General features: G+C 67.4%; 20 protein-coding genes. 8 read left to right on the top strand and 12 right to left on the bottom strand.

Going from position 1 to position 21,481, the window contains the following annotated elements; all coding sequences use genetic code 11:
• Window positions 1–176: 176 nt before the first annotated feature.
• The 3 genes from ACZY0Y_RS09805 to ACZY0Y_RS09795 all read right to left on the bottom strand — a co-directional run bounded on the left by ACZY0Y_RS09805 (window position 177) and on the right by ACZY0Y_RS09795 (window position 2,900).
• A complete protein-coding gene (locus ACZY0Y_RS09805; protein ID WP_463957696.1) occupies window positions 177–869 on the bottom strand; it encodes a hypothetical protein in 693 nt (230 codons plus the stop codon).
• 78 nt (window positions 870–947) lie between these two features.
• The gene (locus ACZY0Y_RS09800) at window positions 948–2,207 is read right to left on the bottom strand and encodes a neutral zinc metallopeptidase (protein ID WP_463957694.1); all 1,260 of its coding nucleotides are present in this window, start codon (window positions 2,205–2,207) and stop codon (window positions 948–950) included.
• A gap of 54 nt (window positions 2,208–2,261) precedes the next feature.
• Complete coding sequence (locus tag ACZY0Y_RS09795) at window positions 2,262–2,900, bottom strand: hypothetical protein (protein WP_463957692.1); 639 nt, start codon at window positions 2,898–2,900, stop codon at window positions 2,262–2,264.
• Between the two features lie 485 nt (window positions 2,901–3,385).
• Here ACZY0Y_RS09795 and ACZY0Y_RS09790 point away from each other — a divergent pair, with 485 nt between their 5' ends.
• Window positions 3,386–3,571, top strand: coding sequence for an excalibur calcium-binding domain-containing protein (locus ACZY0Y_RS09790; RefSeq protein WP_463957705.1), 186 nt, complete (start codon window positions 3,386–3,388; stop codon window positions 3,569–3,571).
• Window positions 3,572–3,899: 328 nt separating this feature from the next.
• Entirely contained in the window at window positions 3,900–4,535 is a 636-nt protein-coding gene (locus ACZY0Y_RS09785) for a hypothetical protein (RefSeq protein ID WP_463957690.1), read from the top strand.
• A gap of 133 nt (window positions 4,536–4,668) precedes the next feature.
• Here ACZY0Y_RS09785 and ACZY0Y_RS09780 read toward each other — a convergent pair whose 3' ends face one another.
• From ACZY0Y_RS09780 to ACZY0Y_RS09770, 3 genes are read right to left on the bottom strand one after another with little or no spacing between them, the layout of a single operon-like run.
• Window positions 4,669–6,225, bottom strand: coding sequence for an FAD-dependent oxidoreductase (locus tag ACZY0Y_RS09780; RefSeq protein WP_463957688.1), 1,557 nt, complete (start codon window positions 6,223–6,225; stop codon window positions 4,669–4,671).
• Complete coding sequence (locus ACZY0Y_RS09775) at window positions 6,222–8,462, bottom strand: molybdopterin oxidoreductase family protein (protein ID WP_463957686.1); 2,241 nt, start codon at window positions 8,460–8,462, stop codon at window positions 6,222–6,224. The genes ACZY0Y_RS09780 and ACZY0Y_RS09775 overlap by 4 nt, the downstream gene beginning before the upstream one ends.
• A 1-nt stretch (window position 8,463) precedes the next feature.
• Entirely contained in the window at window positions 8,464–9,900 is a 1,437-nt protein-coding gene (locus ACZY0Y_RS09770) for an MFS transporter (protein WP_463957703.1), read from the bottom strand.
• Window positions 9,901–10,235: 335 nt separating this feature from the next.
• Between ACZY0Y_RS09770 and ACZY0Y_RS09765 the strand changes: the two genes are divergently transcribed.
• Window positions 10,236–11,648, top strand: coding sequence for an MFS transporter (locus tag ACZY0Y_RS09765; RefSeq protein WP_463884261.1), 1,413 nt, complete (start codon window positions 10,236–10,238; stop codon window positions 11,646–11,648).
• A 136-nt stretch (window positions 11,649–11,784) separates the two neighbouring features.
• Here ACZY0Y_RS09765 and ACZY0Y_RS09760 read toward each other — a convergent pair whose 3' ends face one another.
• From ACZY0Y_RS09760 to ACZY0Y_RS09750, 3 genes are all read right to left on the bottom strand, one after another.
• Entirely contained in the window at window positions 11,785–12,516 is a 732-nt protein-coding gene (locus tag ACZY0Y_RS09760) for a glutamine amidotransferase (protein WP_463957684.1), read from the bottom strand.
• A 67-nt stretch (window positions 12,517–12,583) separates the two neighbouring features.
• Window positions 12,584–14,359 carry an acetyl/propionyl/methylcrotonyl-CoA carboxylase subunit alpha gene (locus ACZY0Y_RS09755; protein WP_463884322.1) on the bottom strand — a complete coding sequence of 592 codons (1,776 nt, stop codon included), beginning with the start codon at window positions 14,357–14,359 and terminating at the stop codon, window positions 12,584–12,586.
• Between the two features lie 202 nt (window positions 14,360–14,561).
• Window positions 14,562–15,239: a Maf family protein gene (locus ACZY0Y_RS09750; protein WP_463884257.1), complete on the bottom strand. Its 678-nt coding sequence runs from the start codon at window positions 15,237–15,239 to the stop codon at window positions 14,562–14,564.
• A gap of 255 nt (window positions 15,240–15,494) precedes the next feature.
• Here ACZY0Y_RS09750 and arsD point away from each other — a divergent pair, with 255 nt between their 5' ends.
• Both arsD and arsA read left to right on the top strand, forming a co-directional pair.
• Window positions 15,495–15,887 carry an arsenite efflux transporter metallochaperone ArsD gene (gene arsD / locus ACZY0Y_RS09745; RefSeq protein ID WP_463884255.1) on the top strand — a complete coding sequence of 131 codons (393 nt, stop codon included), beginning with the start codon at window positions 15,495–15,497 and terminating at the stop codon, window positions 15,885–15,887.
• Between the two features lie 8 nt (window positions 15,888–15,895).
• Window positions 15,896–17,656: an arsenical pump-driving ATPase gene (gene arsA, locus ACZY0Y_RS09740; RefSeq protein ID WP_463957682.1), complete on the top strand. Its 1,761-nt coding sequence runs from the start codon at window positions 15,896–15,898 to the stop codon at window positions 17,654–17,656.
• Here arsA and ACZY0Y_RS09735 read toward each other — a convergent pair.
• The 3 genes from ACZY0Y_RS09735 to ACZY0Y_RS09725 all read right to left on the bottom strand — a co-directional run bounded on the left by ACZY0Y_RS09735 (window position 17,653) and on the right by ACZY0Y_RS09725 (window position 18,826).
• Complete coding sequence (locus ACZY0Y_RS09735; protein WP_463957680.1) at window positions 17,653–17,883, bottom strand: hypothetical protein; 231 nt, start codon at window positions 17,881–17,883, stop codon at window positions 17,653–17,655. The genes arsA and ACZY0Y_RS09735 overlap by 4 nt on opposite strands.
• Window positions 17,884–17,954: 71 nt before the next feature.
• Window positions 17,955–18,440, bottom strand: a complete 486-nt coding sequence (locus tag ACZY0Y_RS09730) for a GNAT family N-acetyltransferase (protein WP_463957701.1) — start codon at window positions 18,438–18,440, stop codon at window positions 17,955–17,957.
• Window positions 18,441–18,475: 35 nt separating this feature from the next.
• A complete protein-coding gene (locus ACZY0Y_RS09725; RefSeq protein ID WP_463957678.1) occupies window positions 18,476–18,826 on the bottom strand; it encodes an ArsR/SmtB family transcription factor in 351 nt (116 codons plus the stop codon).
• A gap of 102 nt (window positions 18,827–18,928) precedes the next feature.
• On the opposite strand from ACZY0Y_RS09725, the gene arsB reads away from it, so the two are divergent.
• The 3 genes from arsB to trxB are packed head-to-tail and all read left to right on the top strand — an operon-like array spanning window position 18,929 to window position 21,454.
• Window positions 18,929–20,020, top strand: coding sequence for an ACR3 family arsenite efflux transporter (arsB, locus tag ACZY0Y_RS09720; protein WP_463957699.1), 1,092 nt, complete (start codon window positions 18,929–18,931; stop codon window positions 20,018–20,020).
• Between the two features lie 26 nt (window positions 20,021–20,046).
• On the top strand, window positions 20,047–20,469 hold the full coding sequence (locus ACZY0Y_RS09715) for an arsenate reductase ArsC (protein ID WP_463883795.1): 423 nt from the start codon (window positions 20,047–20,049) through the stop codon (window positions 20,467–20,469).
• Between the two features lie 10 nt (window positions 20,470–20,479).
• Window positions 20,480–21,454, top strand: coding sequence for a thioredoxin-disulfide reductase (gene trxB / locus ACZY0Y_RS09710; protein ID WP_463957676.1), 975 nt, complete (start codon window positions 20,480–20,482; stop codon window positions 21,452–21,454).
• The last annotated feature ends 27 nt before the right edge of the window (window positions 21,455–21,481 follow it).

Genomic DNA, 21,481 nt, shown 5'->3' with positions numbered 1-21,481 from the left:
ATCATCGAACGCGGCTGACACACGCGTGGATCTATGGAAAAGTTGCACCTGCGAGATGCCTCTCGGATTGGCCAAACGGAGTTCTAGACAAACCCCATTTTTCCCGATCCGACAGGCATTCTCCGTTTAAACCGCCGATACAACCTCAACCCGACCGGTGGATCGAGGCTTAGGGCTCAGGAGCGGGCGTAGGGCGGAACCGTGTCCCAGGCGTTGTAGGGCTTGAACCAGTATTCGAAGCCCAGCCTGTCGGCGTCGTCCTCAAGGACGTCGAGGCTGTCCGAGTAGAGGGCTTCACTGTCCGCGTCCTCCAGCAGGACTTCCTCAACCTGCGCCCGCCAGTCCTCCGGGAGGTCGAGTTCGTAGATGTCTTCGGTGATTTCCGCCTGGTCGAGCAGGCAGCGGACCGCGAGTTCGGCGGCGAGGCATCCGGGGGCGGTCCAGCCGCGGACCAGGGACGCCGTGACGTCGGCGGCGACGACGATGAACTTCTGGGTGAATTTCGAGTCGAAGTTGGACGCGAACTGGGGCGGCAGCGAGGACAGCACCGAGGTCCCGGCGATGTCGGACGGGGTGACGGTCTCCAGTTTGCTCAGGGTGCCCAGATCGCGGAAGAGCTGGTCAATGAGGATACTCGACGAGTTCCACAGCAGGCCGGCCAGCAGGCGGGTCTGCGTCACGGCTTGCTGGCGGTCCTCCGGGGAGACGGCGGCCATTTCGGCCAGATCCTCCGGATCGAACTGGAGCCGCTGTTCCGGGGTCATGTCGTCCGGGTGGGGGTCGAGGCCCAGCAGCTCCAGGCTCAGCCCCGTCAGCTTGTTGGCGTCGGCCAGGAGTTCTTCGGTGATGTCGTCGTCGTCGGCGCTCATGGCACCGATGCTACCCGCCGTCCGTTCCGTGCCCGATTCGCGTTACGCGGCGGTGCCGGGCCGGAGCAGGCCGCAGTGTCACCGGGGCGGCAGTTCCCCCTCGAAGGATGCCGCCCAGTCCACCGCCGGGTTGGGTCCGGGGACCGCCACCCGGACTGTCAGTTGGCCGGCGGGAATGATGGCGCTGACTTGGATCCTTTTGGTCTGGCCAGGTTGCAGGATCCCCAACGGGGTATCGGTCGCGGCTGCCGGAACGGTCTCGGCAAGCAGTCCGCGTTCGCCGTAGCGGACGATCGGGTTGCCCATTCCAGTGGCATCGAATGCCGCCGGGCTGCCGTTCTTCACCGTGATCTCGAAGACCGCAGCCACGCGTACCGTGCTGCCGGCTGCCGCGGTCCCGGTCGGGGTTGGCGTCGCGGTGGAGGGCAACGGCCCTTCAACGTTTTTGTATCCCAGCGGGCTAACGGAAACTTCAATCCCGCTCCGGTAAACGAGCGCGCCGTTCCAGCCGCCGAACTTCATGCCCGGGACGCATCGGGCAATGCCATGGACGCGGCCCTCGTCGAAAGACCGGATGCGTTCAAACGAATCGCCGTGATCGGCGCTGGCGGTCCACGGCGTTTCGTCGCCCAGGACATTGAGGCCCGCGGCCAGTTCCTTCTGGTCGCCTGTTTCCAGGATGAGTTCCCCGTCCGCTGCGGCGCCGAACAGGGCCGCGCCCGCCAGACAATCTGCCTGCAACTCGGAGGCCTTCTCGGTCAGCGAGTCGCCGAGCCGGTCCTGGATGGCATGGCCCCACTCATGCGCGATCACCAGATAGGGCCAGGTGTCACCGTTGGCGTAGCCTTTCTCCATCAGGCCCTTGTCCCACACGACGAAGTCTGCCGGTCGACAGTAGAAAGCATTGTCGGCCGAAAGCGGGGTTTGCCCGCACAGCGGAACACTCGCGGAGTTTCCGTCGTACAGCCCGAGTACTTTGGGCGGACTGTACGTGCCCGGGAAATAGTCGCCCCAATGGCGCGTCCAGAACCCATTGGTGATGATCTCCGCGGTCTGGAGTTCAGCCAGCAGAAGTGCCGGGTTGGGCGTCGGGGTGGGCGTGGGCGTTGGCGTCGGGCTGGGTGTCGGCGTCGTTACCACCGGCGAGGGAACAGTGGCGGTGGAAGGCGGTTTGTCGACCGACGTCGACGGCGTCTGCGCGCTGGCCGCGCCGGTGGGCGTCCCGAACCAGCCGGGCTGGAATATCCAGACGCCCACGGCGGCCACAACCACCATGGTTAAGACCGCAACGCTGACGGCTAAGAGTCGATGGCTCCAGCTACTCTGTGGGTTCGCCATGTGCGAAGACTAACGGCTGGGTCCCGGCCAGAACAGACCTTGCGCCCATCCCGCCTAAGCAGCCGCGGCCCGCTGGTTCCCGGCGGTGGTGCCTCCGTGTGCTATCCGGGCGGAGACGAGATAGGCGATCCCCGCGATCAAGGGGACCACGCTTGCCGCGGCGAGCGAGGTGACCGGGCCCGACCTGCTGACGAGCGTGATCAGGAGCGGCAGCACACCCAGGGCCACGAGCAGCCAGCCGGCCAGCGCGGTGCGCTTCAGGCCGAGCACGGCTGCCGGGAACGACAGGGCGACGACGCTGATGGCAATCACAGGTCCGTTGTCGCTGATGAATGCCCGCAGGGCCGAGGGGTCAAAGGCGAGCCACACGCAGGCCGCAATGAAGGCGGAAGTCAGGGCGAGCAGCAGGGGAGCGGTCACGGCCGGCCAGAACCAGGCCGCCACTGCAAGGATCAGCATCGGCAGCACCCAGGCGAGGGTCATCAGCAGCCCGGCATTCCCGCCCGGATCCTGCAGCGCATAGCCGCCCATGAAGACACCCCCGAGGACCGTGAACACCGCCATGATGGCCGCCCCGGTCCGTTTCAGCGCCGCGGCCCGTCGCTGCGGATCCTTCTCCCGCGCGAAGACAAGACCCAGCACGACGGCGATCACCACGATCGCGGCGAGCGCCAGAATGATGGGGACGTTCATGGGGTGCCTCCTGCGGATGGGCGGGTCCTGGGTTCAGTACACGCTGGTCGAGGGGGCGGGCCAAGGGGAGAAAGGCCCGTTTGGCTGGTGGAGGGATGTGTATTTGTCCAACTGGGCAAGTGTTGGCGACAACACAGGGGAGTTGGAGCGTCTCGCGGTACGGCGACTCCCTAGCCCATCCCAGCCGGACCGGCCCAGGCGCCGGGGCCACCAGCCCCGCCTCCTCCGCGGTCGTCGTTTTTGCCGCAACGTTTGCAGCGCTTATATAGGGCGCCATCGTCTGTGTGTTCAATATGCCAATCGTGTTGAATGTTCAGCTTGCACAGCAACGTCTTGAGCATGAGATCTTCTCCGATCGAATCGAGGGCAAGCGGAGGCCGTTAATCCAATCATCGCCTTCGTGCCGCCGCCGCAGAAGACTGAAGCTGAATTCCTGAACTGTGCGTGACAGGTTTTCGGGTTGCCCGACTTGAGGAGCTGATCAGCTGGCAGCCCAGCAGGCTGTCAAGAACGTTCCAGCTGCTCCTGCGGCGCCGGCAGCTCCGACGGACGTTTACTTCGCAAACTGCACCGAAGCCAAGGCAGCGGGAGCAGCCCCTATCCGCGCGGGTGCGCCGGGGTATCGCACGGCCCTGGACCGCGATCGTGACGGAATTGCCTGCGATAAGTAAGAGACTTCTGGCGGTAAGCAATTAAAGTGGACCACTCTTTGAACTGCACATCCGAGAATCAGATTCTCAATTTCGAATCCAATTTTCTGGGAGTCTTTCAAAGAGTGGTCCGTTCGGCTTTTGGATGCTTAGGGATTGGCTGCCGCTAAGGTACCGGATCACCGGGGCCGGTGGCTTTGTGTCCTCGGGGGCAGTTTCTGATCAGCAATTCCGCAGGATCGGCCCACCTGCCCGCCGAGACCCGTTTCTGTCGAGTAACGTGACGCCCGGCCGGCCGTTTGGGGCGGCCTCCAGATCAACGCACGTCCCTTATCCCGAAAGGCCTTTCATGTCAGGAATCTTCTCCTTTTTCGGTGCCCTGGGCACCACTACCAAAGCTGTCGCGGTAGCTTCAGTCGTCGCAGTTGCCGGCGGCGGGGCCGCAATGGCCGCCTCTGCCGAAACCACAGAGCCAGTCTCCGTGGTATCGGAGGTCCCGGCGGAGACCGCCGATCCGGTTGAGCCTGCGCCGGTTGAGCCTGCGCCGGTTGAGCCTGCGCCGGTTGAGCCTGCGCCGGTCGAGCCTGCAACGGTCGAGCCTGCAACGGACGACCCGGCAACGGTCGTCCCGGCTCCGGACGAGTCGGAGCCTGCAGAGTCGGCTTTGGACGAGCCGGAGCCTGCAGAGTCGGCTCCGGACGAGTCGGAGCCTGCAGAGTCGGCTTTGGACGAGCCGGAGCCTGCAGAGTCGGCTTCGGAAGAGCCGGAGCCTGCAGAGTCGGCTTCGGAAGAGCCGGCGGGCAACTCCGCATGGGCACACGAGAACGCAGCCGCGAAGCGCGCCGCCGGTCAGGCAAACGCGGCAGAGCACCGCAGCGCCAATGCAGCCACACCGGCAACGCCCTCATACGGCGAAGGCCCGGCTGCCAAGGCATCCCCGGCCTCGAAGGCTGAGAACCCGGGCAAGGACAAAAAGAACAAGTAGCCGGCCCTGCAAGGCCCCGGACCCCAGCGGTTCCGGGGCATTTTGCATCGGATTCCACCGATGGGCCGCGGGCTTCGGCGCAGGAGGGGACGGGGGCAGGGGCGACTGGGGCTACAACCTCGGCGGCCCGGCGTCAGGCAACCGCCCCCTGAAAGTGCTTCTCGATCATCCCCTTGATGTCGTCATGGCAGCCGCCGCAGCCTGTCCCGGCGCGGGTGGCGCCTGAAACCTCGGCCACCGTCCCGCAGCCGTCGGTCACCGCAGCAGCAATCTTGGTCCCGCTGACTCCCGCGCACCGGCACACGGTCCGCTCGGGGTCGGCCGCGCCGGGAGCCGCCGCCTGGTCCGGTCCGTCAAGGCGCAGCAGGAGCGACCGGTCCGCGGGGAGCTCGGCGCCTCGCTCGAACAGCTGCACCAGTTCCGCAGCGGTGCGGGGCATGCCCACCGCAACGAGGCCCTCGAGCACCCCGGCACGGGTCGTCATCTTCACGTAGCGGCCATGCTCGGGGTCCGCCCACTGTGCGATCTGCAGCCGGGGGCGGCCGTCCGCGGCCCCCGCAGACAGGGCTTCCTCATCCCAGGGATCCGCGGAAACATCCCCGGCGACGGCCATGGTCAGGCCGCGGGCCTTAAGGACAATGACGCCCGGCAGTTCGGCCGGCAAGGGAAGCAGGAGCTCCGCCTCCTGCGCCCCGGAAGCCAGCAGCGTCAGGTACTCGGCGAGCCATTCCGCCTGCCGCCAGCCCGGGCCCACCAGCCCGGACGGACCGCGCGCCGTGCGGCACTCAAGGCATTCCGGATCGGGACAGCGGACCTCGGCGCAGTCGCCGATCGCAAAGATGTGCGGCTCGTGGTGGGCCCGGAGCTTGTGGTCCACCAGAATTCCGGCGCCGGTGGAGAGCCCGCTGCCCTCCGCGAGCTCGGTCCGCGGCCGGACGCCGCAGGAGAGCACCAGGAGGTCGCCGTCGATCGCGGACCCGTCATCGAGGAGCAGCGCCGAGAACCCGCCGTCGGGTCCGTTGTGCTCGACCCCCGTGGAGCGGGCGTTGCCGGCCATGCGCACGCCGCAGTTCCGCAGCGCCGCCGCAAGCACCGCCCCGCCGCCGCGGTCGATGTTCCGGCCCAGCGGATGCGGGCCGTTGTGCACCACGGTGACCGTGGCGCCTTCCTCGGCCGCGGCGAGGGCCGTCTCCAGGCCCAGCACGCCGCCGCCGAGGACCACCACGCGCTTGCCGCCGGCCACTGCTGCCCGAAGTACTGAGGCATCGCGCAGATCCCGCAGCGCGGTGACGCCCGGCGGCAGCACCGGGGCAGCGGGGTCCGGGTTGATCCCGGTGAGGTTGGGGATCACCGGGCGGGAGCCGGTGGCGAAGACGAGCCGGTCGTAGCCGGCGGCGGTGCCGTCGCTGAGGACCAGCTGCTGCCGGGCGCGGTCCACGCGGCGGACCCGGACGCCCAGGCGGACGTCGACGCCGTCGGCAACCAGCGCGGCGGCATCGGACAGGGCCAGAGCCGACGCCGTGGTCCGGCCGACCCCGAGGTCCGCCACCAGCACGCGGTTGTACGCGGCTTCCGCCTCCTCGCCGACCACCGTCAGGTGCGCCAGCCCGCTGCGGACCGCCGGCAGCAGCTCATCGACCAGCCGCGCGGCCACCGGCCCGAAGCCCACAACAACAATGCGCTCAGTCATGACGCACCCTCTTTCTGCACTTCAGTGGCGCGGAGATTGGCAGCGCCGGGCCGGACCCAGACGTGGCTGAATTTGAATTCCGGCATCCCGGAGATCGGGTCCGTGGCCGCCTCCGTGAGGCGGTTGGCGCTTTCCAGCTCCGGGAAGTGGAACGGCAGGAACACCGTTTCGGGCCGGATCTCCGTGCTCAGCGCGGCGCGGCAGGACACCTCGCCGCGCCCGTTGGTAATGGAGACGACGTCGCCCTCGGCGATGCCCTGCGCGGCGGCGGCCGCCGGATGGATCTGCAGCCGTGCTTCCGGCTGGGCCTCGGCCAGTGCGGCCACCCGCCGGGTCTGCGCGCCGGACTGGTAATGCTCCATCAGCCGGCCGGTGATCAGGGTCATCGGTGTGCCGGCCCGGTCCGCCACAGCCGCAACGCCGGCGGACGCCGAAGAAACAGCACGACGGCGGGGCGTCACCGGGGTGAACACCGCCCGCCCGTCCGGGTGGGCAAAGGAATCGAGGAACAGCCGCGGCGTTCCGGTGCTGCCGGCGGGGTAGGGCCAGTAGGCGGCTTCGCCGCGGTCCAGCATGGCGTAGCCGATCCCGGAGTAGTCGGCCAGGCCGCCGGAGGACGCGAGCCGGAGTTCCTCGAACACGGTTTCCGGATCCTCGCTGAAGGTGGAGGGTGCGTCCAAGGCCTCGGCCAGCCGGGTCATGATCCACAACTCGCTGCGGACCCCGGGCGGGGGAGCGAGGGCCCGGCGGCGGCGGAGCACGCGGCCCTCAAGGTTGGTGAGGGTGCCTTCCTCCTCGGCCCACTGGGTGACCGGCAGGACCAGGTCGGCCTCGGCTGCGGTCTCGGAGAGGAAGAAGTCGCAGACCACCAGGAAGTCCAGGCTTCGCAGCCCGGCGATCACGGCGTTGGCGTCCGGCGCGGAAACGGCGACATTGGCGCCGTGCACGAAAAGGCAACGGACGCCGTCGGGCTGTCCCAACGACTTGAGAAGTTCGACGGCGGGGAGGCCGGGTCCGGGGATCAGCGATTCAGGAACGCCCCACACGGCAGCCACGTGGGCGCGGGCGGCGGGGTCGGTGATCTTGCGGTAGCCGGGGAGCTGGTCCGCCTTCTGGCCGTGTTCGCGTCCGCCCTGGCCGTTGCCCTGGCCCGTGAGGGTGCCGTAGCCGCTGCGCGCGGAGCCGGGCAGGCCCAGCAGCAGCGAGAGGTTGATAGCGGCGGTGGCGGTATCCGTGCCGTCGACGTGCTGTTCCACGCCCCGGCCGGTGAGGATGTAGCTGCCGCCCCGGCGTGCGCCGTCGGCCAGCCGTTGGGCGGTGTCGCGGATCAGGCCGGCCGGGACGCCGGTGAGGGACTGGACGCGTTCGGGCCAGTAGGAGGCGACGCTCCGGGCCAGGGCGTCGTAGCCGTTTGTGCGGGACGAAATATAGCCGGCGTCGGCGAGGCCCTCGTGGATCACGACGTGGGCCAGGCCCAGCAGCAGGGCGAGGTCGGTGCCGGGCAGCGGTTGCAGGTGCAGGCCGCCGCCGCCGTCGGAGGTGAACGCCGCGGTGGCCGAGCGGCGGGGGTCGACGACGATCAGGCCGCCGGCGTCGCGGGCCCCCTGCAGGTGCTGGACGAACGGCGGCATGGTTTCGGCGACGTTGGATCCGAGCATCAGGATGGTGCTGGCGGAATCGAGGTCCGCCAGCGGGAACGGGAGGCCGCGGTCCAGGCCGAAGGCGCGCATCCCGGCGGCCGCGGCGGAGGACATGCAGAACCGGCCGTTGTAGTCGATCCGCGAGGTGCCCAGGGCCAGGCGGGCGAACTTGCCCAGCTGGTACGCCTTCTCGTTGGTGAGCCCGCCGCCGCCGAAGACTCCGACGGCGTCTGCCCCGTAGCGGGTGCGGGTGTTCTTGACGGCGGTGGTGATGAGTTCCAGGGCTGTGTCCCAGCTGACCGGGCGGTGGACGCCGTCGGCGCCTTTGAGCAGCGGTTCGGTGACGCGACCGTGGTGGTTCAGCAGCGTCGCCGACGTCCAGCCCTTGCGGCAGAGTCCGCCGCGGTTGGTGGGGAAGTCACGGCCCGTCACGTTGAGGGGCGCGTCGAGGGGCGCGTCGGGGAGGGCGGCGGCCGGCTGCTCCGGCACGGGGTCTGACCCCGGCCGGGTAGCCGGGGTCAGGACCGCGGGGGTGGTGAGCGTCATGGCGCACTGCAGGGCGCAGTAGGGGCAGTGCGTGTCGGCGCCGGTGGTCATGTTAGACGTGTCCCATCGCGTTTCGGTTGGCGTTGCGGATGTAGCAGAACCAGCACACGGCCAGCATCAGGACATAGGCCCCGACGAAGCCGTAGAACGCGGGGGTGTAGGAGCCGCTGGCGCTGTTGGAGGCGTTGAGGACCTGCGGGATGACGAACCCGCCGTACGCTCCGATGGCCGAGATCAGGCCGAGGGCGGACGAGGCCAGGCGTTGGGTGGTTACCGTGCTGGCGCCGGCCCGTGCTGCCCGGCTGGAGGTGGCGAAGATGACCGGGATCATCCGGTAGGTGGCGCCGTTCCCGAAGCCGCTGACGGTGAACAGGAACAGGAACAGGACCAGGAAGAGCCAGAAGTTCTTCAGCGGGAGCGTCCAGATCATGGTCAGGGTGATGACGGCCATCGCGGCGAAGGCGGCGACGGTCATCCGGGCGCCACCCATGCGGTCCGCCATGCGTCCGCCGTAGGGGCGGGCCAGCGAGCCGACCAGCGGGCCCAGGAAGGCGAGGGACAGGGCAACGGTGCCGACGCCGATCGAGGAGAACGCCGGGAAGTAGTCCTTGATGAGCTTGGGGAACACCCCGGCGAAGCCGATGAAGGAGCCGAAGGTTCCGATGTACAGCAGCGCCATGATCCACAGGTGCGGTTCCTTGAGCGCGGCGAGTGAACCCGCGACGTCGCCCTTGGCGCTGGTGAGGTTGTCCATGTACTTCCAGGCGCCGAACGCGGCGAGGAGGATCAGCGGGACCCACATGAGTCCGGCGACCGGCAGGTTGACGGTGCCGGCTGCCAGCAGGGTGATGGCGATCGGTACGGCAAGCTGTGCGACGGCGGCGCCGAGGTTCCCGCCGGCGGCGTTCAGTCCCAGTGCCCAGCCCTTCTCGCGGGCCGGGTAGAAGAAGGTGATGTTGGCCATGGAGCTGGCGAAGTTGCCGCCGCCGAAGCCGGCCAGCGCCGCGACGAACAGCATGGTCCCGAACGGGGTCTCCGGGTTGGCGACGCACATGGCCAGGCCGATCGAGGGGATCAGCAGGAGCAGGGCCGAGACGATGGTCCAGTTCCGGCCGCCGAAGCGGGGGACCATAAAGGTATAGGGGATCCGGAGGGTAGCGCCCACGAGGCTGGGCATGGAGATCAGCCAGAAGATTTCCGACGTGGTGAAGGTGAAGCCGGCCGCAGGCAGCTGGACCACCACAATCGACCACAGCTGCCACACCACGAAGCCCAGGAACTCGGCGAAAATGGACCAGTTCAGGTTGCGGCGGGCGATGGAGCGTCCCTGGGACTCCCACTGTTCCTTGTTCTCGGCATCCCAGTTGGCGATCCAGCGGCCGGGACGGAATTCGAGGGCGGAACCGCCGGGGGTGGTGCCGGCGTCGAGGCGGGGGGAAGTGCCGGGGGAAACGCCGGTATCGGCGCTCGCAGTTCGTTCAGCAGTCACGGGGACCTCCTTCGGGGAAGTCACGGGGACCTCCTTCGGGGAAGTCACGGGGACCTCCTTGGGGGATGTTGTCCTTCCAAAGTAGGGAAGCCGCGTTTCCGGGACCCTCGCCGTTTGTTAACGTGCTGTGACGTTTGCCTATCGGCGCGTTTGTGGCGGCGTGAGGGGCGAAGGTTGGCGTAGTGTGATGACCACCACGTGAGACCAATCACGATGTCCAAATAGTGGAACTTCTGTCCATTGATTGGACGCGAGATCATATTATGTAAGCATACGTATCCTCTTCCGGGCGGCTTTTTGCAGCACCGGTCCGGTCTTCATGAAAGCGCTACTACATGTCATCCACTGCCACCTCCACGGATCATGGGTCCGCCAAACCAGTGAACTCGCGCGGCCGCGTCATCGTCGCCAGCCTGATTGGCACCACCGTTGAGTTCTACGACTTCTACGTGTACGCCACGGCCGCTGTGCTCGTCTTCCCGAAACTGTTCTTCCCGAACCAGAACGAGACCACACAGCTCCTGGCATCCTTCGCGGTGTTCGGCGTCGCGTTCATCGCCCGGCCGCTCGGCTCCATTGTCTTTGGCCACTTCGGTGACAAGTTCGGCCGCAAGGGCACCCTGGTCGCATCGCTGCTGACCATGGGTATTGCCACGTTCCTGATCGGCTGCCTTCCGACGGCCCTTGTCCCGGGCTGGACCTTCTGGGCCCCGGCGCTGCTGGTTGTCATGCGCTTCGCCCAGGGCCTTGCGCTCGGCGGCGAATGGAGCGGCGCGGCCCTGCTCGCCACCGAAAACGCCCCGGCGAACAAACGTGCCATCTACGGCACGTTCCCGCAGCTGGGTGCCCCGATCGGCTTCATCATCGCCAACGTGATCTTCCTGGTCTTCAGCTACACCCTGACACCGGACGCCTTTATGGAGTGGGGCTGGCGTGTGCCGTTCCTGCTCAGCGCCGTGATGGTCATCATCGGCCTCTACGTCCGGCTCAAGCTGATCGAGACCCCGGCCTTCACCAAGGTCCTGGAATCCAACGAGGTCGCCAAGCTGCCGCTGGCCCGGGTCTTCAAGACCAGCTGGCGCCAGCTGATCCTGGGCACGTTCATCATGCTTGCCACCTACGTGCTGTTCTACCTGATGACAACGTTCACGCTGACCTACGGCACCCGCGCCGCCACCCTGGACGCAGCCAAGGCTGCCGCCGAGAAGGCCGGCAAGCCGATGACCGAGGCGGCCGCGGCGGCGTTCGTCCCCGGCCTGGGCTACACCCGCAACGACTTCCTCTGGATGCTGATTGCCGGTGTTGTGTTCTTCGGTATCTTCACCCTGGTCTCCGGCCCGCTGGCGGAGAAGTACGGCCGCCGCAAGATGCTGATCGCCGTGACCCTCGGCATCTTCGGCTTCGGCCTGCTCTTTGTCCCGCTGTTCAGCGCCGGCTTCGTGGGCACGATGGCCCTGCTGATCATCGGCTTCTCCCTGATGGGGCTGACCTTCGGGCCCATGGGTGCGCTGCTGCCGGAGCTGTTCCCGACGAACGTCCGGTATACCGGCTCCGCCATCAGCTACAACTTCTCCAGCATCCTCGGTGCGGCCGTTGCCCCGTTCATCGCCGTCTGGCTTTGGGAAATGGCGAAGGGCAGCCCCGTCCTGGTCGGCGTGTACCTTGCCTCCATGTCCGTGCTGACGCTGATCGCACTGTTCGTCAGCAAGGAAACCCGCGACCTGGACTACACCAACAACGTGGCCTGACGCCCGCTTCCCGGCCGGGGTTGACGCTCCAGCCCGGTTGCTGAGAGAAATGCCCGGCGTGTTCACTGAACACGCCGGGCATTTCCGTGTCGGCAGGAGGATCCGGGAAAACAACTGGGCGGGAGCACGGCGGGGGCTAGCGCGCGTAGAGCCCCACGAAGTTCCGCAGGATTTTCATCGGTTCCGAGGCGGAGAACCGGCGCGCGTCCTCGATCAGCATTTCGGCCGATTCGGGCGGGAAGTAGCCCGCATGGCGGTAGATGTCGATCCTGGTGGCCAGGCCCTGCGCATCGAGCTCCGGGTGGAACTGGGTGGCGTACAGGTTGGTCTTGATGCGGAACATGTGCACGGGGCAGGCAGCGGAGCTGGCCAGGAGCACCGCGTGGGAGGGCAGGAGGGTGCAGGCTTCCTTGTGGCCGGTGAAGGCCGTGAAGCTCTCCGGCAGCCCGCGCAGCAGGGGGTCCACCAGCCCGTCCTCCGTCAGCTTGATGGTCACGCCGCCAAGGCCCTCGCCGTAGGTCCGGTCGATCACGGCGCCCTGGTGCCGGCCCAGCGTCCCGACCCCGTAGCAGGCGCCGAGGAACGGGAAGTCCGCCGGCACGATCCGGTCGAGCAGGGCCGCGAGTTCATGCTCCACCCGGTGCTGGACGTCGCTTTTCTGCCCGGCGGGGTCGCTGGACGTGAACGGGCTTCCGCCCACAATCACACCGGAGTACTCGGAAAGGTCCAGCGGGGGCAGCGGTGCGGCTTCCATTCGGATGCGCCGCAGCTGCGCGGGTTCGAGGCCGCCGTAGCGCAGGTAGGCTTCGTATTCGTCCTCGGCGGCGGCGTCCTCGGCCCGGGACGCGAGGAGCAGGAATGGTTTCACAGACCAAGTCTGCACGGACGGGACGCAGGGGCACCAGAGGCGCGCCTGCGTCCCGCCAGTCGGGCAGCTACTCGGCGGCCGCGTCCTCAATCAGCGCGATGATGGCGCCGGCGGAGACCGTTTCGCCAGCCGCGGCGGCCAGCCCGATCACGATTCCGGCGCGGTGCGCGGTGAGCGGCTGCTCCATCTTCATGGCCTCGAGCACCACAACAAGATCACCCTCGGCCACAAGGTCACCCTCGACGACGGCCACCTTCACGATGGTTCCCTGCATGGGGGAGGTCAGGGCGTTGCCACTGGCTGCTGCCACGGCGCCGCCGCTGCGGGAGCGCTTCTTGACCTTGGCCGGCTTGGCGGCCCCCGAACCGGCCCCTGTGCCCAGCGACGCCGGGAGAACGACCTCCAGGCGCTTGCCGCCGACCTCGACGACGACGCGCTGGCGTTCGCCGCCGTCGGCCGGTTCAGCCTCGGTGCCGGTCGGCGTCCAGGCGGGGATGTCGTTGACGAAGGCCGTCTCGATCCAGCGGGTGTGGACCTTGAACGGGCCGTCGGCGGGGGCGAAATCCGGGTTGGTGACGACGGCGAGGTCGAACGGGATGACGGTGGGGATGCCCTCAACCACCATCTCCTCGAGGGCGCGGCGGGCGCGCTGCAGGGCCTGCGTGCGGGTGGCGCCGGTGACGATCAGCTTGGAGAGCATCGAGTCGAAGTTGCCGCTGATGACATCGCCCTGCTCCACGCCGGAGTCGATCCGCACGCCGGGGCCGGTCGGGTTCAACAGCCGTGTGATGGTGCCGGGGGCGGGCATGAAGTTCCGGCCCGGGTCCTCGCCGGTGATGCGGAACTCGATCGAGTGGCCGCGGACTTCGGGGTCCCCGTAGCCGAGTTCCTCGCCGCGGGCCAGCCGGAACTGCTCGCGGACGAGGTCGATGCCGGTGACTTCCTCGGAGACGCAGTGCTCCACCTGGAGGCGGGTGTTGACCTCAAGGAAGGAGATGGTGCCGTCCTGGCCCACAAGGAACTCGCAGGTGCCGGCGCCGAGGTAGCCGGCCTCCTTGAGGATGGCTTTGGAGGACTCGTAGAGGCGGCGGTTCTGCTCCTCCGTGAGGAACGGGGCCGGTGCCTCTTCGACGAGCTTCTGGTTCCGGCGCTGCAGCGAGCAGTCGCGGGTGGAGACCACCACAACGTTGCCGTACGCGTCGGCGAGGCACTGGGTCTCGACGTGGCGCGGGGCGTCCAGGAAGCGTTCAATAAAGCATTCCCCACGGCCGAAGGCCGCGACGGCCTCGCGGACGGCGGATTCGAAGAGCTCGGGGATTTCCTCGCGGGTGCGGGCCACCTTGATGCCGCGTCCGCCGCCGCCGAAGGCTGCCTTGATGGCGACCGGCAGGCCGAACTTGTCCACGAACTCAAGGATTTCCTCGGCGGACTCCACCGGGTCGGCGGTGCCGGGAACCTGCGGTGCGCCGACCTTTTCGGCGATGTGGCGGGCCTGGACCTTGTCGCCCAGGGCGGCGATCGCGGCGGGGGAGGGCCCGATCCAGGTGATGCCGGCGTCGATCACCTTGGCGGCGAACTCGGCGTTCTCGGCGAGGAAGCCGTAGCCGGGGTGGATGGCGTCGGCGCCGGAGCGGCGGGCCACCTCGATCAGCTTGTCCATCACGAGGTAGGACTCTGCGGCGGTGTTGCCGCCCAGGGCGTAGGCCTCGTCAGCGAGTTTGACGTGCAGGGCGTCGCGGTCCGGGTCCGCGTACACCGCAACTGAGGCGAGGCCTTCATCGCGCGCGGCGCGGATGATGCGCACCGCGATTTCGCCGCGGTTGGCGATCAGCACCTTGCTCATTCGGCGGGTTTCTGCCGCGGTGCCTTCTTGGGCTGATCGCTGCACGGGATTTGCGGACTGCTCCGAATTTGCTGACAAGGCGTCTCCTTCTTTCCTTCAGGGAGCCTAGCGCGGTTTTGTGGGTTCCGCCGATATTAGTTGCGGATTCCGCGGGTAAAGCGCCCTGCCTTTGTAGGGTTGCTACAAAGGCGCGCGAATTAGCTCACTCGGCCCGGAGCAGTGCGGGATCCGCTGCGCCGGTGGTCCACAGTTCGGTGATGCCCACCTGCGCCTGTCCCAGCAGCCCGCGGAGGGTGGAAATGGACAGCCCGACGACGGCGTGCGGGTCGCCGTCGACCTTGCGGATGAAGGCCCCGCCGTAGCCGTCGATCGTGAAGGAGCCAGCGCACTGCAGTGGCTCCCCGGTTGCGATGTAGGTGTCGATTTCCTCGGGGGTCATCTCCATGAAGTGGACCTCGGCGGAGGTGACGTGCCCGAGGGTAGCGCCGGAGCCGGCGGCCTGGGACTCATCGGTGCCCTCGGTGTCCCTGCAGTCCACGAGCCAGTGGCCGGTGTGCAGTACTCCTTTACTGCCGCTCATCCGCAGCATCCGCTCTTTGGCGACGTCGGCCGTGTACGGCTTGCCGTGTGCCTCGCCGTCGAACTCAAAGACCGAATCGCAGCCGATCACCAGGGCGCCGTCGGCTTCGGGCAGCGAGGCGACGGCCTCGGCCTTGGCCCGGGCAAGCAGCAGGGCGGTGTCGTGCGGGTCTGTCACGCCGTAGCGGGCCTGGACGGCGTCCTCGTCGACGTCCGAGACGAGGATTTCGTGCCGGATGCCGGCATCGGTCAGCAGCTTGGTGCGGGCAGGGGACTGGGAGGCAAGGATAAGGCGGGTCACTGCTCCAGCCTAGTTCACGGCCGGGTGGGGGCCCATGGACTGCGGCGGATCTTCCGGCCGTGCGGCAGCGCCGGGAACTCCATGAGCGGCGTTGCCAACGTCACCCCGGACCCCGCTTTTGCATATCGACAATTATCGATACGCTGAAAGGGTCGCAATCATGATGGTCACGTCCCCGCCGGGACCGCGGCCTGAATGCGTGGGACTCAGTGGTCCGGTATCGCATCGAACCACCACACAGTCAAGGAGCACCACATGCCTGCCATTCGAATCTACGAATCCGCCCTCTGCTGTGACACCGGGGTTTGCGGCCCCGACGTCGACCAGTCCCTCGTGGCTGTGACCGCGGACGTGCGTCATCTCCAGGGCCTCGGTGCCGACATTGCGCGCCACAACCTCGCCAGCGAACCGACTGCCTTCGCGGAGGACGAAACGGTCCGCGGGTTCATGCACCTGGTCGGATCCAAAGGCCTGCCGCTCACCATCGTCGACGGCGTTACGGTCGCCACCGGCAGCTACCCGAGCCGCGGGCAGTTGCTCGCCTTCGCCGGACTGGGCGAAGCCAAGGTTGACCCGCAGTCCCGCCCGGAGCTCGGACTGAGTGAAAAATCCGGCGGCTGCTGCGGCGGCTCGACGAGCTGCTGCTAGGTCCCGGCGTGAAGTTTCTCGAGAACGCGCCCCGTTTCCTGTTCTTTACCGGCAAAGGCGGTGTGGGCAAGACCTCGGTAGCGTGTGCAACAGCGCTCACCCTTGCCAAGTCCGGTCACAAGGTTTTGCTGGTCAGCACCGACCCCGCATCCAATGTGGGGCAGGTCTTCGGCGTGACCATCGGGAACACTGTCACTCCCATCCAGGATGTGCCGGGCCTATTGGCGCTGGAAATTGACCCGGAGCAGGCCGCCGAGGCCTACCGGGAGCGGATCATCGCACCTGTCCGCGGGCTCCTGCCCGAGACTGAACTGGCCGGCATTGCCGAGAGCCTCTCGGGCTCCTGCACCACCGAGATCGCCTCCTTCGACGAGTTCACCAACCTGCTCGCCGGCGACACCTCCTACGGCGACTACGACCACATCGTCTTCGATACCGCGCCGACCGGCCACACGATCCGGCTGCTGCAGCTGCCCGGCTCCTGGACCGATTTCCTGGCGGCAGGCAAAGGGGACCCGTCCTGCCTGGGCCCCCTGTCGGGACTCGACAAGCACAAGCAGGTGTACGCCCAAGCGGTCCAGGCCCTCACGGACCCGGCGAGGACCCGGCTTGTCCTGGTCAGCCGCGCGCAGACATCGTCACTGAGCGAAATTGAGCGGACATACCTCGAGCTCAACCAGATCGGGATCGGGGGAGGATACGTCGTCGTCAACGGCGTCCTGCCGGAAGCCGCAGGGGACGAGGAGCTGGCGCAGGCGCTGCGCGCCCGGGAGGCCGCTGCCATCGCAGCCATTCCCGAGGCGGTCGCCGGTCTGCCCCGTGATGTCCTGGATCTGAAAGCGGGCAATATGGTCGGCATTGCGGCGCTTGAATCCCTGTTCGCGCCCACTTCCCGCGCCGAGATCCCTGATGACGCTGCGCTGGTCCCCGAGATTGAGGACGCCCCACTGGCTGCCCTGGTGAACGAAGTGGAGCTCGGCGGCCACGGCCTCGTGATGTGTATGGGCAAGGGCGGGGTCGGGAAGACCACCGTGGCTGCCGCCATTGCGGTCGCCCTGGCCAAACGCGGGCATGCGGTCCACCTCACCACGACCGATCCCGCAGCCCACCTCACCGAAACACTCCACGGCTCCATCCCGGGCCTCACGGTTTCGCGCATCGATCCGGAAGCAGCCATCCAGGAGTACCGCTATCACGTGATGGAGACCAAGGGCAGGAGCCTGGACGATGACGGGCGCGCTGCCCTCGCCGAGGACCTGATGTCCCCGTGCACGGACGAGGTGGCTGTCTTCCGGCAGTTCTCCAAGGTGGTCCAGGAATCCCGCCGGCACTTCGTGGTGATCGACACGGCACCGACCGGCCACACCCTGCTGCTCCTGGACGCCACCGGTTCGTACCACCGGGAGATCACCCGCCAGGTCGGCGCCACCAAGGGATTCGTGACGCCCCTCATGCGGCTGCAGGACCCGGCCCAGACCAAGGTTGTCCTCGTTACGCTGGCCGAAACAACGCCGGTACTGGAAGCCCAAGAGCTGAAGAGTGATTTGGAACGGGCCGGAATCCACCCGTGGGCCTGGGTCATCAACAACTCGATCGCCGCAGCACACCCGCAGACGCCTTTCCTGCGGGCCCGCGCCGCGAGCGAAATCGAACAGATCACGAAGGTGCACACCCTGACGGACCGGGTCGCCCTCATTCCGTTGCTGCCCGAGGAACCCATCGGCGAGGAGAAGTTGTCGGCCCTGACTGGGACGCGTCTGGCTTGCTAGCCGTCCAGTCGCCCGGCCAGCAGTGCTTCGATGTCCCGGACGGTCGCGTCCAGCCTGGCGATCGTGTCCCGTTGGATGGCCCGCAGGTATTCGGCATCGGACTCGCCGTCCTGCACCCAGTTCTCGTCGCCCGGGGCGTCCATCGCCTGGCGCGTGTTGGCAGTTGCCGTCCTGACGTTGTCCAGCATCGCGCGCAGCAGGTCTTCTGTGGTGGGGGCCTCGGTCATGATGTTCTCCTTGGGTGCGGTCCAGTTGCCAGGTCCTTGGGGCGACTCTGTCGGCATGTGCGTCGCAGGAACTAAAGGGCCTGCGTGCGACGTTCGATCAGGACGGTGTCCCGCCATCGGCCGGCGGCGGGGCCGTGGGCCATCCGGGCGATCTTTTCCCGTCGCCCCACGACCCTGAATCCGTGGGCGAGGTGTAGCTTCAGGCTCGGCTCGTTCTCAGGAAAAATGCTTGCCTGGATGGTCCAGATTCCGTCTTCCTCCGTCGAGACAATCAAGGACCGGAGGAGCGCGGACCCTATCCGCCGGCCGCGGGCCGCCTCGGAAACGTAGATGGAGTGCTCGACGACGCCGGCGTACACCGGACGGGCGGAAACGCCGGACACGGCCGCCCAGCCGAGAATCCCGCCGTCGGGCGCCTCCGCCACCAAACGGTGTGAAGCGAGCCGCGTGCCGTCGAAACCGCGCCAGTCCGGCGCGCCGTGCTCGAACGTTGCCTGCCCGGTCGCGATTCCCTCGCTGTAGATCCTTTGGACCTCAGGCCAGTCCGATTTCTGCATCGGCCGGACCGTGACGCCGGACGCCGGACCGCGGCTCACAGGGACGCCAGGAGGCCGGCCGTCTGCTCCAGGGCGCCAGGGATGAGGGAGTAGTAAGCCCACGTGCCGCGCTTTTCACGGTGCAGCAGGCCGGCGTCGACCAGGATCTTCAAGTGATGGGAGACGGTGGGTTGGCCCAGGTCCAGCGGCTCGGTGAGGTCGCAGACGCAGGATTCACCGGACGCCTCGGCCTTGACCATGGAGAGCAGACGCAGCCGGGTCGGATCAGCCAGGGCCTTGAAGACGAGGGCCTTTTGACGGGCATCCTCCGCGCTGAGGATCGGCCGCGCGGACGGTGCACAGCAGGTCGCGGCGAGGGCCGGCTCAACAGTTTGCAGGGAATTCATGTGTCTATTATGCACACAGATTGACATTCATCGATATAGTTGGGAATACTTCATATCGACAAGCATCAATCTAAAGCTGAGCAGCACAGGAGTCCCGTGAGCATCCAGACTGACCCGTCGCCCGCCCTTGAAGGCGAGGTTGCCGTTGTCGGCAAACTTTCCACCCTGGACCGTTTCCTGCCCGTGTGGATCATCGCAGCTATGGTCCTGGGGCTGCTCCTGGGCAGCTTCATCCCGGGCCTGAACACTGCCCTCGAGTCGGTCAAGATCGGCGAAGTCTCGCTGCCAATAGCCATCGGGCTGCTGGTGATGATGTACCCCGTGCTGGCCAAGGTCCGCTACGACCAGGCGCACCGCGTCGTCGGGGACCGCAAGCTGATGGTCACCTCGCTGGTCCTGAACTGGGTGCTGGCCCCGGCGTTCATGTTCGCCCTGGCCTGGATCTTCATCCCGGACCTGCCCGAGTACCGGACCGGCCTCATCATCGTGGGCCTGGCCCGCTGCATCGCCATGGTGATGATCTGGAACGACCTCGCCTGCGGGGACCGGGAAGCTGCCGCCGTGCTGGTCGCCATCAATTCCGTCTTCCAGGTCATCGCGTTCGGCGCGCTCGGCTGGTTTTACCTGCAGCTGCTGCCGGGATGGTTGGGCCTGCCGACCACCAGTGCCGGCTTCTCCTTCTGGGCCATCACCGCTTCCGTGCTGGTTTTCCTGGGAATCCCGCTGCTGGCCGGATTTCTCACCCGCACGATCGGCGAAAAGGCCAAGGGCCGCGACTGGTACGAAGGAACGTTCCTGCCGAAGCTCGGCCCGTGGGCGCTGTACGGCCTCCTCTTCACGATCACCCTGCTTTTCGCCCTGCAGGGCGGCACCATCACCTCCCGTCCGTTGGACGTCGTCCGCATCGCCCTGCCGCTGCTGGTCTACTTCCTGGTGGTCTTCGGCGCCGGCATGCTGATCGGCAAGTGGCTGGACCTCGGCTACGCCAAGACCACCACCCTGGCGTTCACCGCCGCGGGCAACAACTTTGAACTCGCCATCGCGGTGGCAATCGGCACTTTCGGTGTCACGTCCGGCCAGGCCCTCGCCGGCGTCGTCGGGCCCTTGATCGAGGTCCCGGTGCTTGTTGCACTGGTGTACGTGGCACTTTGGGCCCGCACACGCTTCTTCACGTCCAGCGCCCTTTCCGTCTAACCCCCCAGAAACTTCAGGAGAAACCCGTGAGCACCGAAACCGCCAAGAAGCCCTCTGTCCTGTTTGTCTGCGTCCACAACGCCGGCCGCTCCCAGATGGCCGCCGCCTTCCTCACCACCCTGTCCGACGGCGCCATCGAGGTCCGCTCCGCCGGCTCCCAGCCCGCCGACAAGGTCAACCCGGCCGCCGTCGAGGCCATGGCCGAACTCGGCATCGACATGTCCGCCGAGATCCCGAAGGTCCTCACCACCGAGGCCGTCAAGGAATCCGACGTCGTGATCACCATGGGCTGCGGCGACACCTGCCCGATCTTCCCCGGCAAGCGCTACGAGGACTGGGAACTCGAGGACCCGGCCGGCCAGGGCGTCGAAGCCGTCCGCCCGATCCGCGACGACATCAAGGCCCGCATCGAGGACCTCATCGCATCCCTCACCCCCGCCGCCAAGTAGGAGCACGGCCATGACCGAACAGCTGATCATCATCGGGTCCGGCCCTGCCGGCTACACCGCGGCGATCTACGCCGCCCGCGCCGGGCTCAAGCCGCTCGTCATCGCCGGAGCCGTCACCGCCGGCGGTGCCCTGATGAACACCACCGAGGTGGAAAACTTCCCAGGCTTCCCCGCCGGCGTCCAGGGCCCAGAGCTGATGGACGGCCTCCAGCAGCAGGCCGAGAAATTCGGCGCGCGCGTGGTGTTCGACGACGTCACCGAAGTGACGCTCACCGGGCACCTCAAGCGCGTGGTCACCGGAGCCGGCGAGACCCATGAGGCAGTGGCCGTCATCCTCGCCACCGGCTCCGCCTACAAGGAACTCGGCCTGGCGGAGGAGAAGAAGTTCAGCGGTCACGGGCTCTCCTGGTGCGCCACCTGCGACGGGTTCTTCTTCCGCGACCAGGACATCATTGTGGTCGGCGGCGGAGACTCGGCCATGGAGGAAGCGACGTTCCTGACCCGGTTCGGGAAGTCCGTCACGGTGGTGGTCCGCAAGGGCGAACTCCGGGCCTCCCGCATCATGGCCCAGCGGGCCAAGGACAACCCCAAGATCAGCTTCGCGTGGAACTCCGCCGTCACCGCGATCCACGGCGACGGCAAGGTCACCGGCGTCACCCTGATCGACACCCGGACCGGGGAAACCCGGGAACAGGGCGCCACCGGAGTCTTCGTCGCGATCGGCCATGTCCCGCGCACTGAACTGCTGCACGGCCAGGTGGAGCTCGATGCCGAGGGTTACATCATGGTCGATTCACCCACCACGGTCACCAACCTGTCCGGCGTCTTCGCCTGCGGGGACGCCGTGGACCACCGCTACCGCCAGGCCATCACCGCCGCCGGCACCGGCTGCGCCGCGGCCCTGGACGCCGAACGCTACCTCGCCGCCCTGGACGACGCGGACAGCATCGCCACCGCGCTGGTCGAAGACCCCACCCACGCCTGAGCACCACCACGGATGAAACAGAGGACA

Source organism: Pseudarthrobacter kochi (assembly GCF_055412805.1).
This window is presented reverse-complemented; position numbering and strand designations above follow the sequence as displayed.

What these genes read in the sequence shown, in the direction of transcription:
- ACZY0Y_RS09805 (WP_463957696.1), bottom strand. Translation starts at nt 869, where the DNA reads ATGAGCGCCGACGACGACGACATCACCGAAGAACTCCTGGCCGACGCC.
- ACZY0Y_RS09800 (WP_463957694.1), bottom strand. Translation starts at nt 2,207, where the DNA reads ATGGCGAACCCACAGAGTAGCTGGAGCCATCGACTCTTAGCCGTCAGC.
- ACZY0Y_RS09775 (WP_463957686.1), bottom strand. Translation starts at nt 8,462, where the DNA reads ATGACCACCGGCGCCGACACGCACTGCCCCTACTGCGCCCTGCAGTGC.
- ACZY0Y_RS09785 (WP_463957690.1), top strand. Translation starts at nt 3,900, where the DNA reads ATGTCAGGAATCTTCTCCTTTTTCGGTGCCCTGGGCACCACTACCAAA.
- ACZY0Y_RS09765 (WP_463884261.1), top strand. Translation starts at nt 10,236, where the DNA reads ATGTCATCCACTGCCACCTCCACGGATCATGGGTCCGCCAAACCAGTG.
- ACZY0Y_RS09795 (WP_463957692.1), bottom strand. Translation starts at nt 2,900, where the DNA reads ATGAACGTCCCCATCATTCTGGCGCTCGCCGCGATCGTGGTGATCGCC.
- ACZY0Y_RS09780 (WP_463957688.1), bottom strand. Translation starts at nt 6,225, where the DNA reads ATGACTGAGCGCATTGTTGTTGTGGGCTTCGGGCCGGTGGCCGCGCGG.
- ACZY0Y_RS09730 (WP_463957701.1), bottom strand. Translation starts at nt 18,440, where the DNA reads ATGCAGAAATCGGACTGGCCTGAGGTCCAAAGGATCTACAGCGAGGGA.
- ACZY0Y_RS09755 (WP_463884322.1), bottom strand. Translation starts at nt 14,359, where the DNA reads ATGAGCAAGGTGCTGATCGCCAACCGCGGCGAAATCGCGGTGCGCATC.
- arsD (WP_463884255.1), top strand. Translation starts at nt 15,495, where the DNA reads ATGCCTGCCATTCGAATCTACGAATCCGCCCTCTGCTGTGACACCGGG.
- trxB (WP_463957676.1), top strand. Translation starts at nt 20,480, where the DNA reads ATGACCGAACAGCTGATCATCATCGGGTCCGGCCCTGCCGGCTACACC.
- ACZY0Y_RS09725 (WP_463957678.1), bottom strand. Translation starts at nt 18,826, where the DNA reads ATGAATTCCCTGCAAACTGTTGAGCCGGCCCTCGCCGCGACCTGCTGT.
- ACZY0Y_RS09735 (WP_463957680.1), bottom strand. Translation starts at nt 17,883, where the DNA reads ATGACCGAGGCCCCCACCACAGAAGACCTGCTGCGCGCGATGCTGGAC.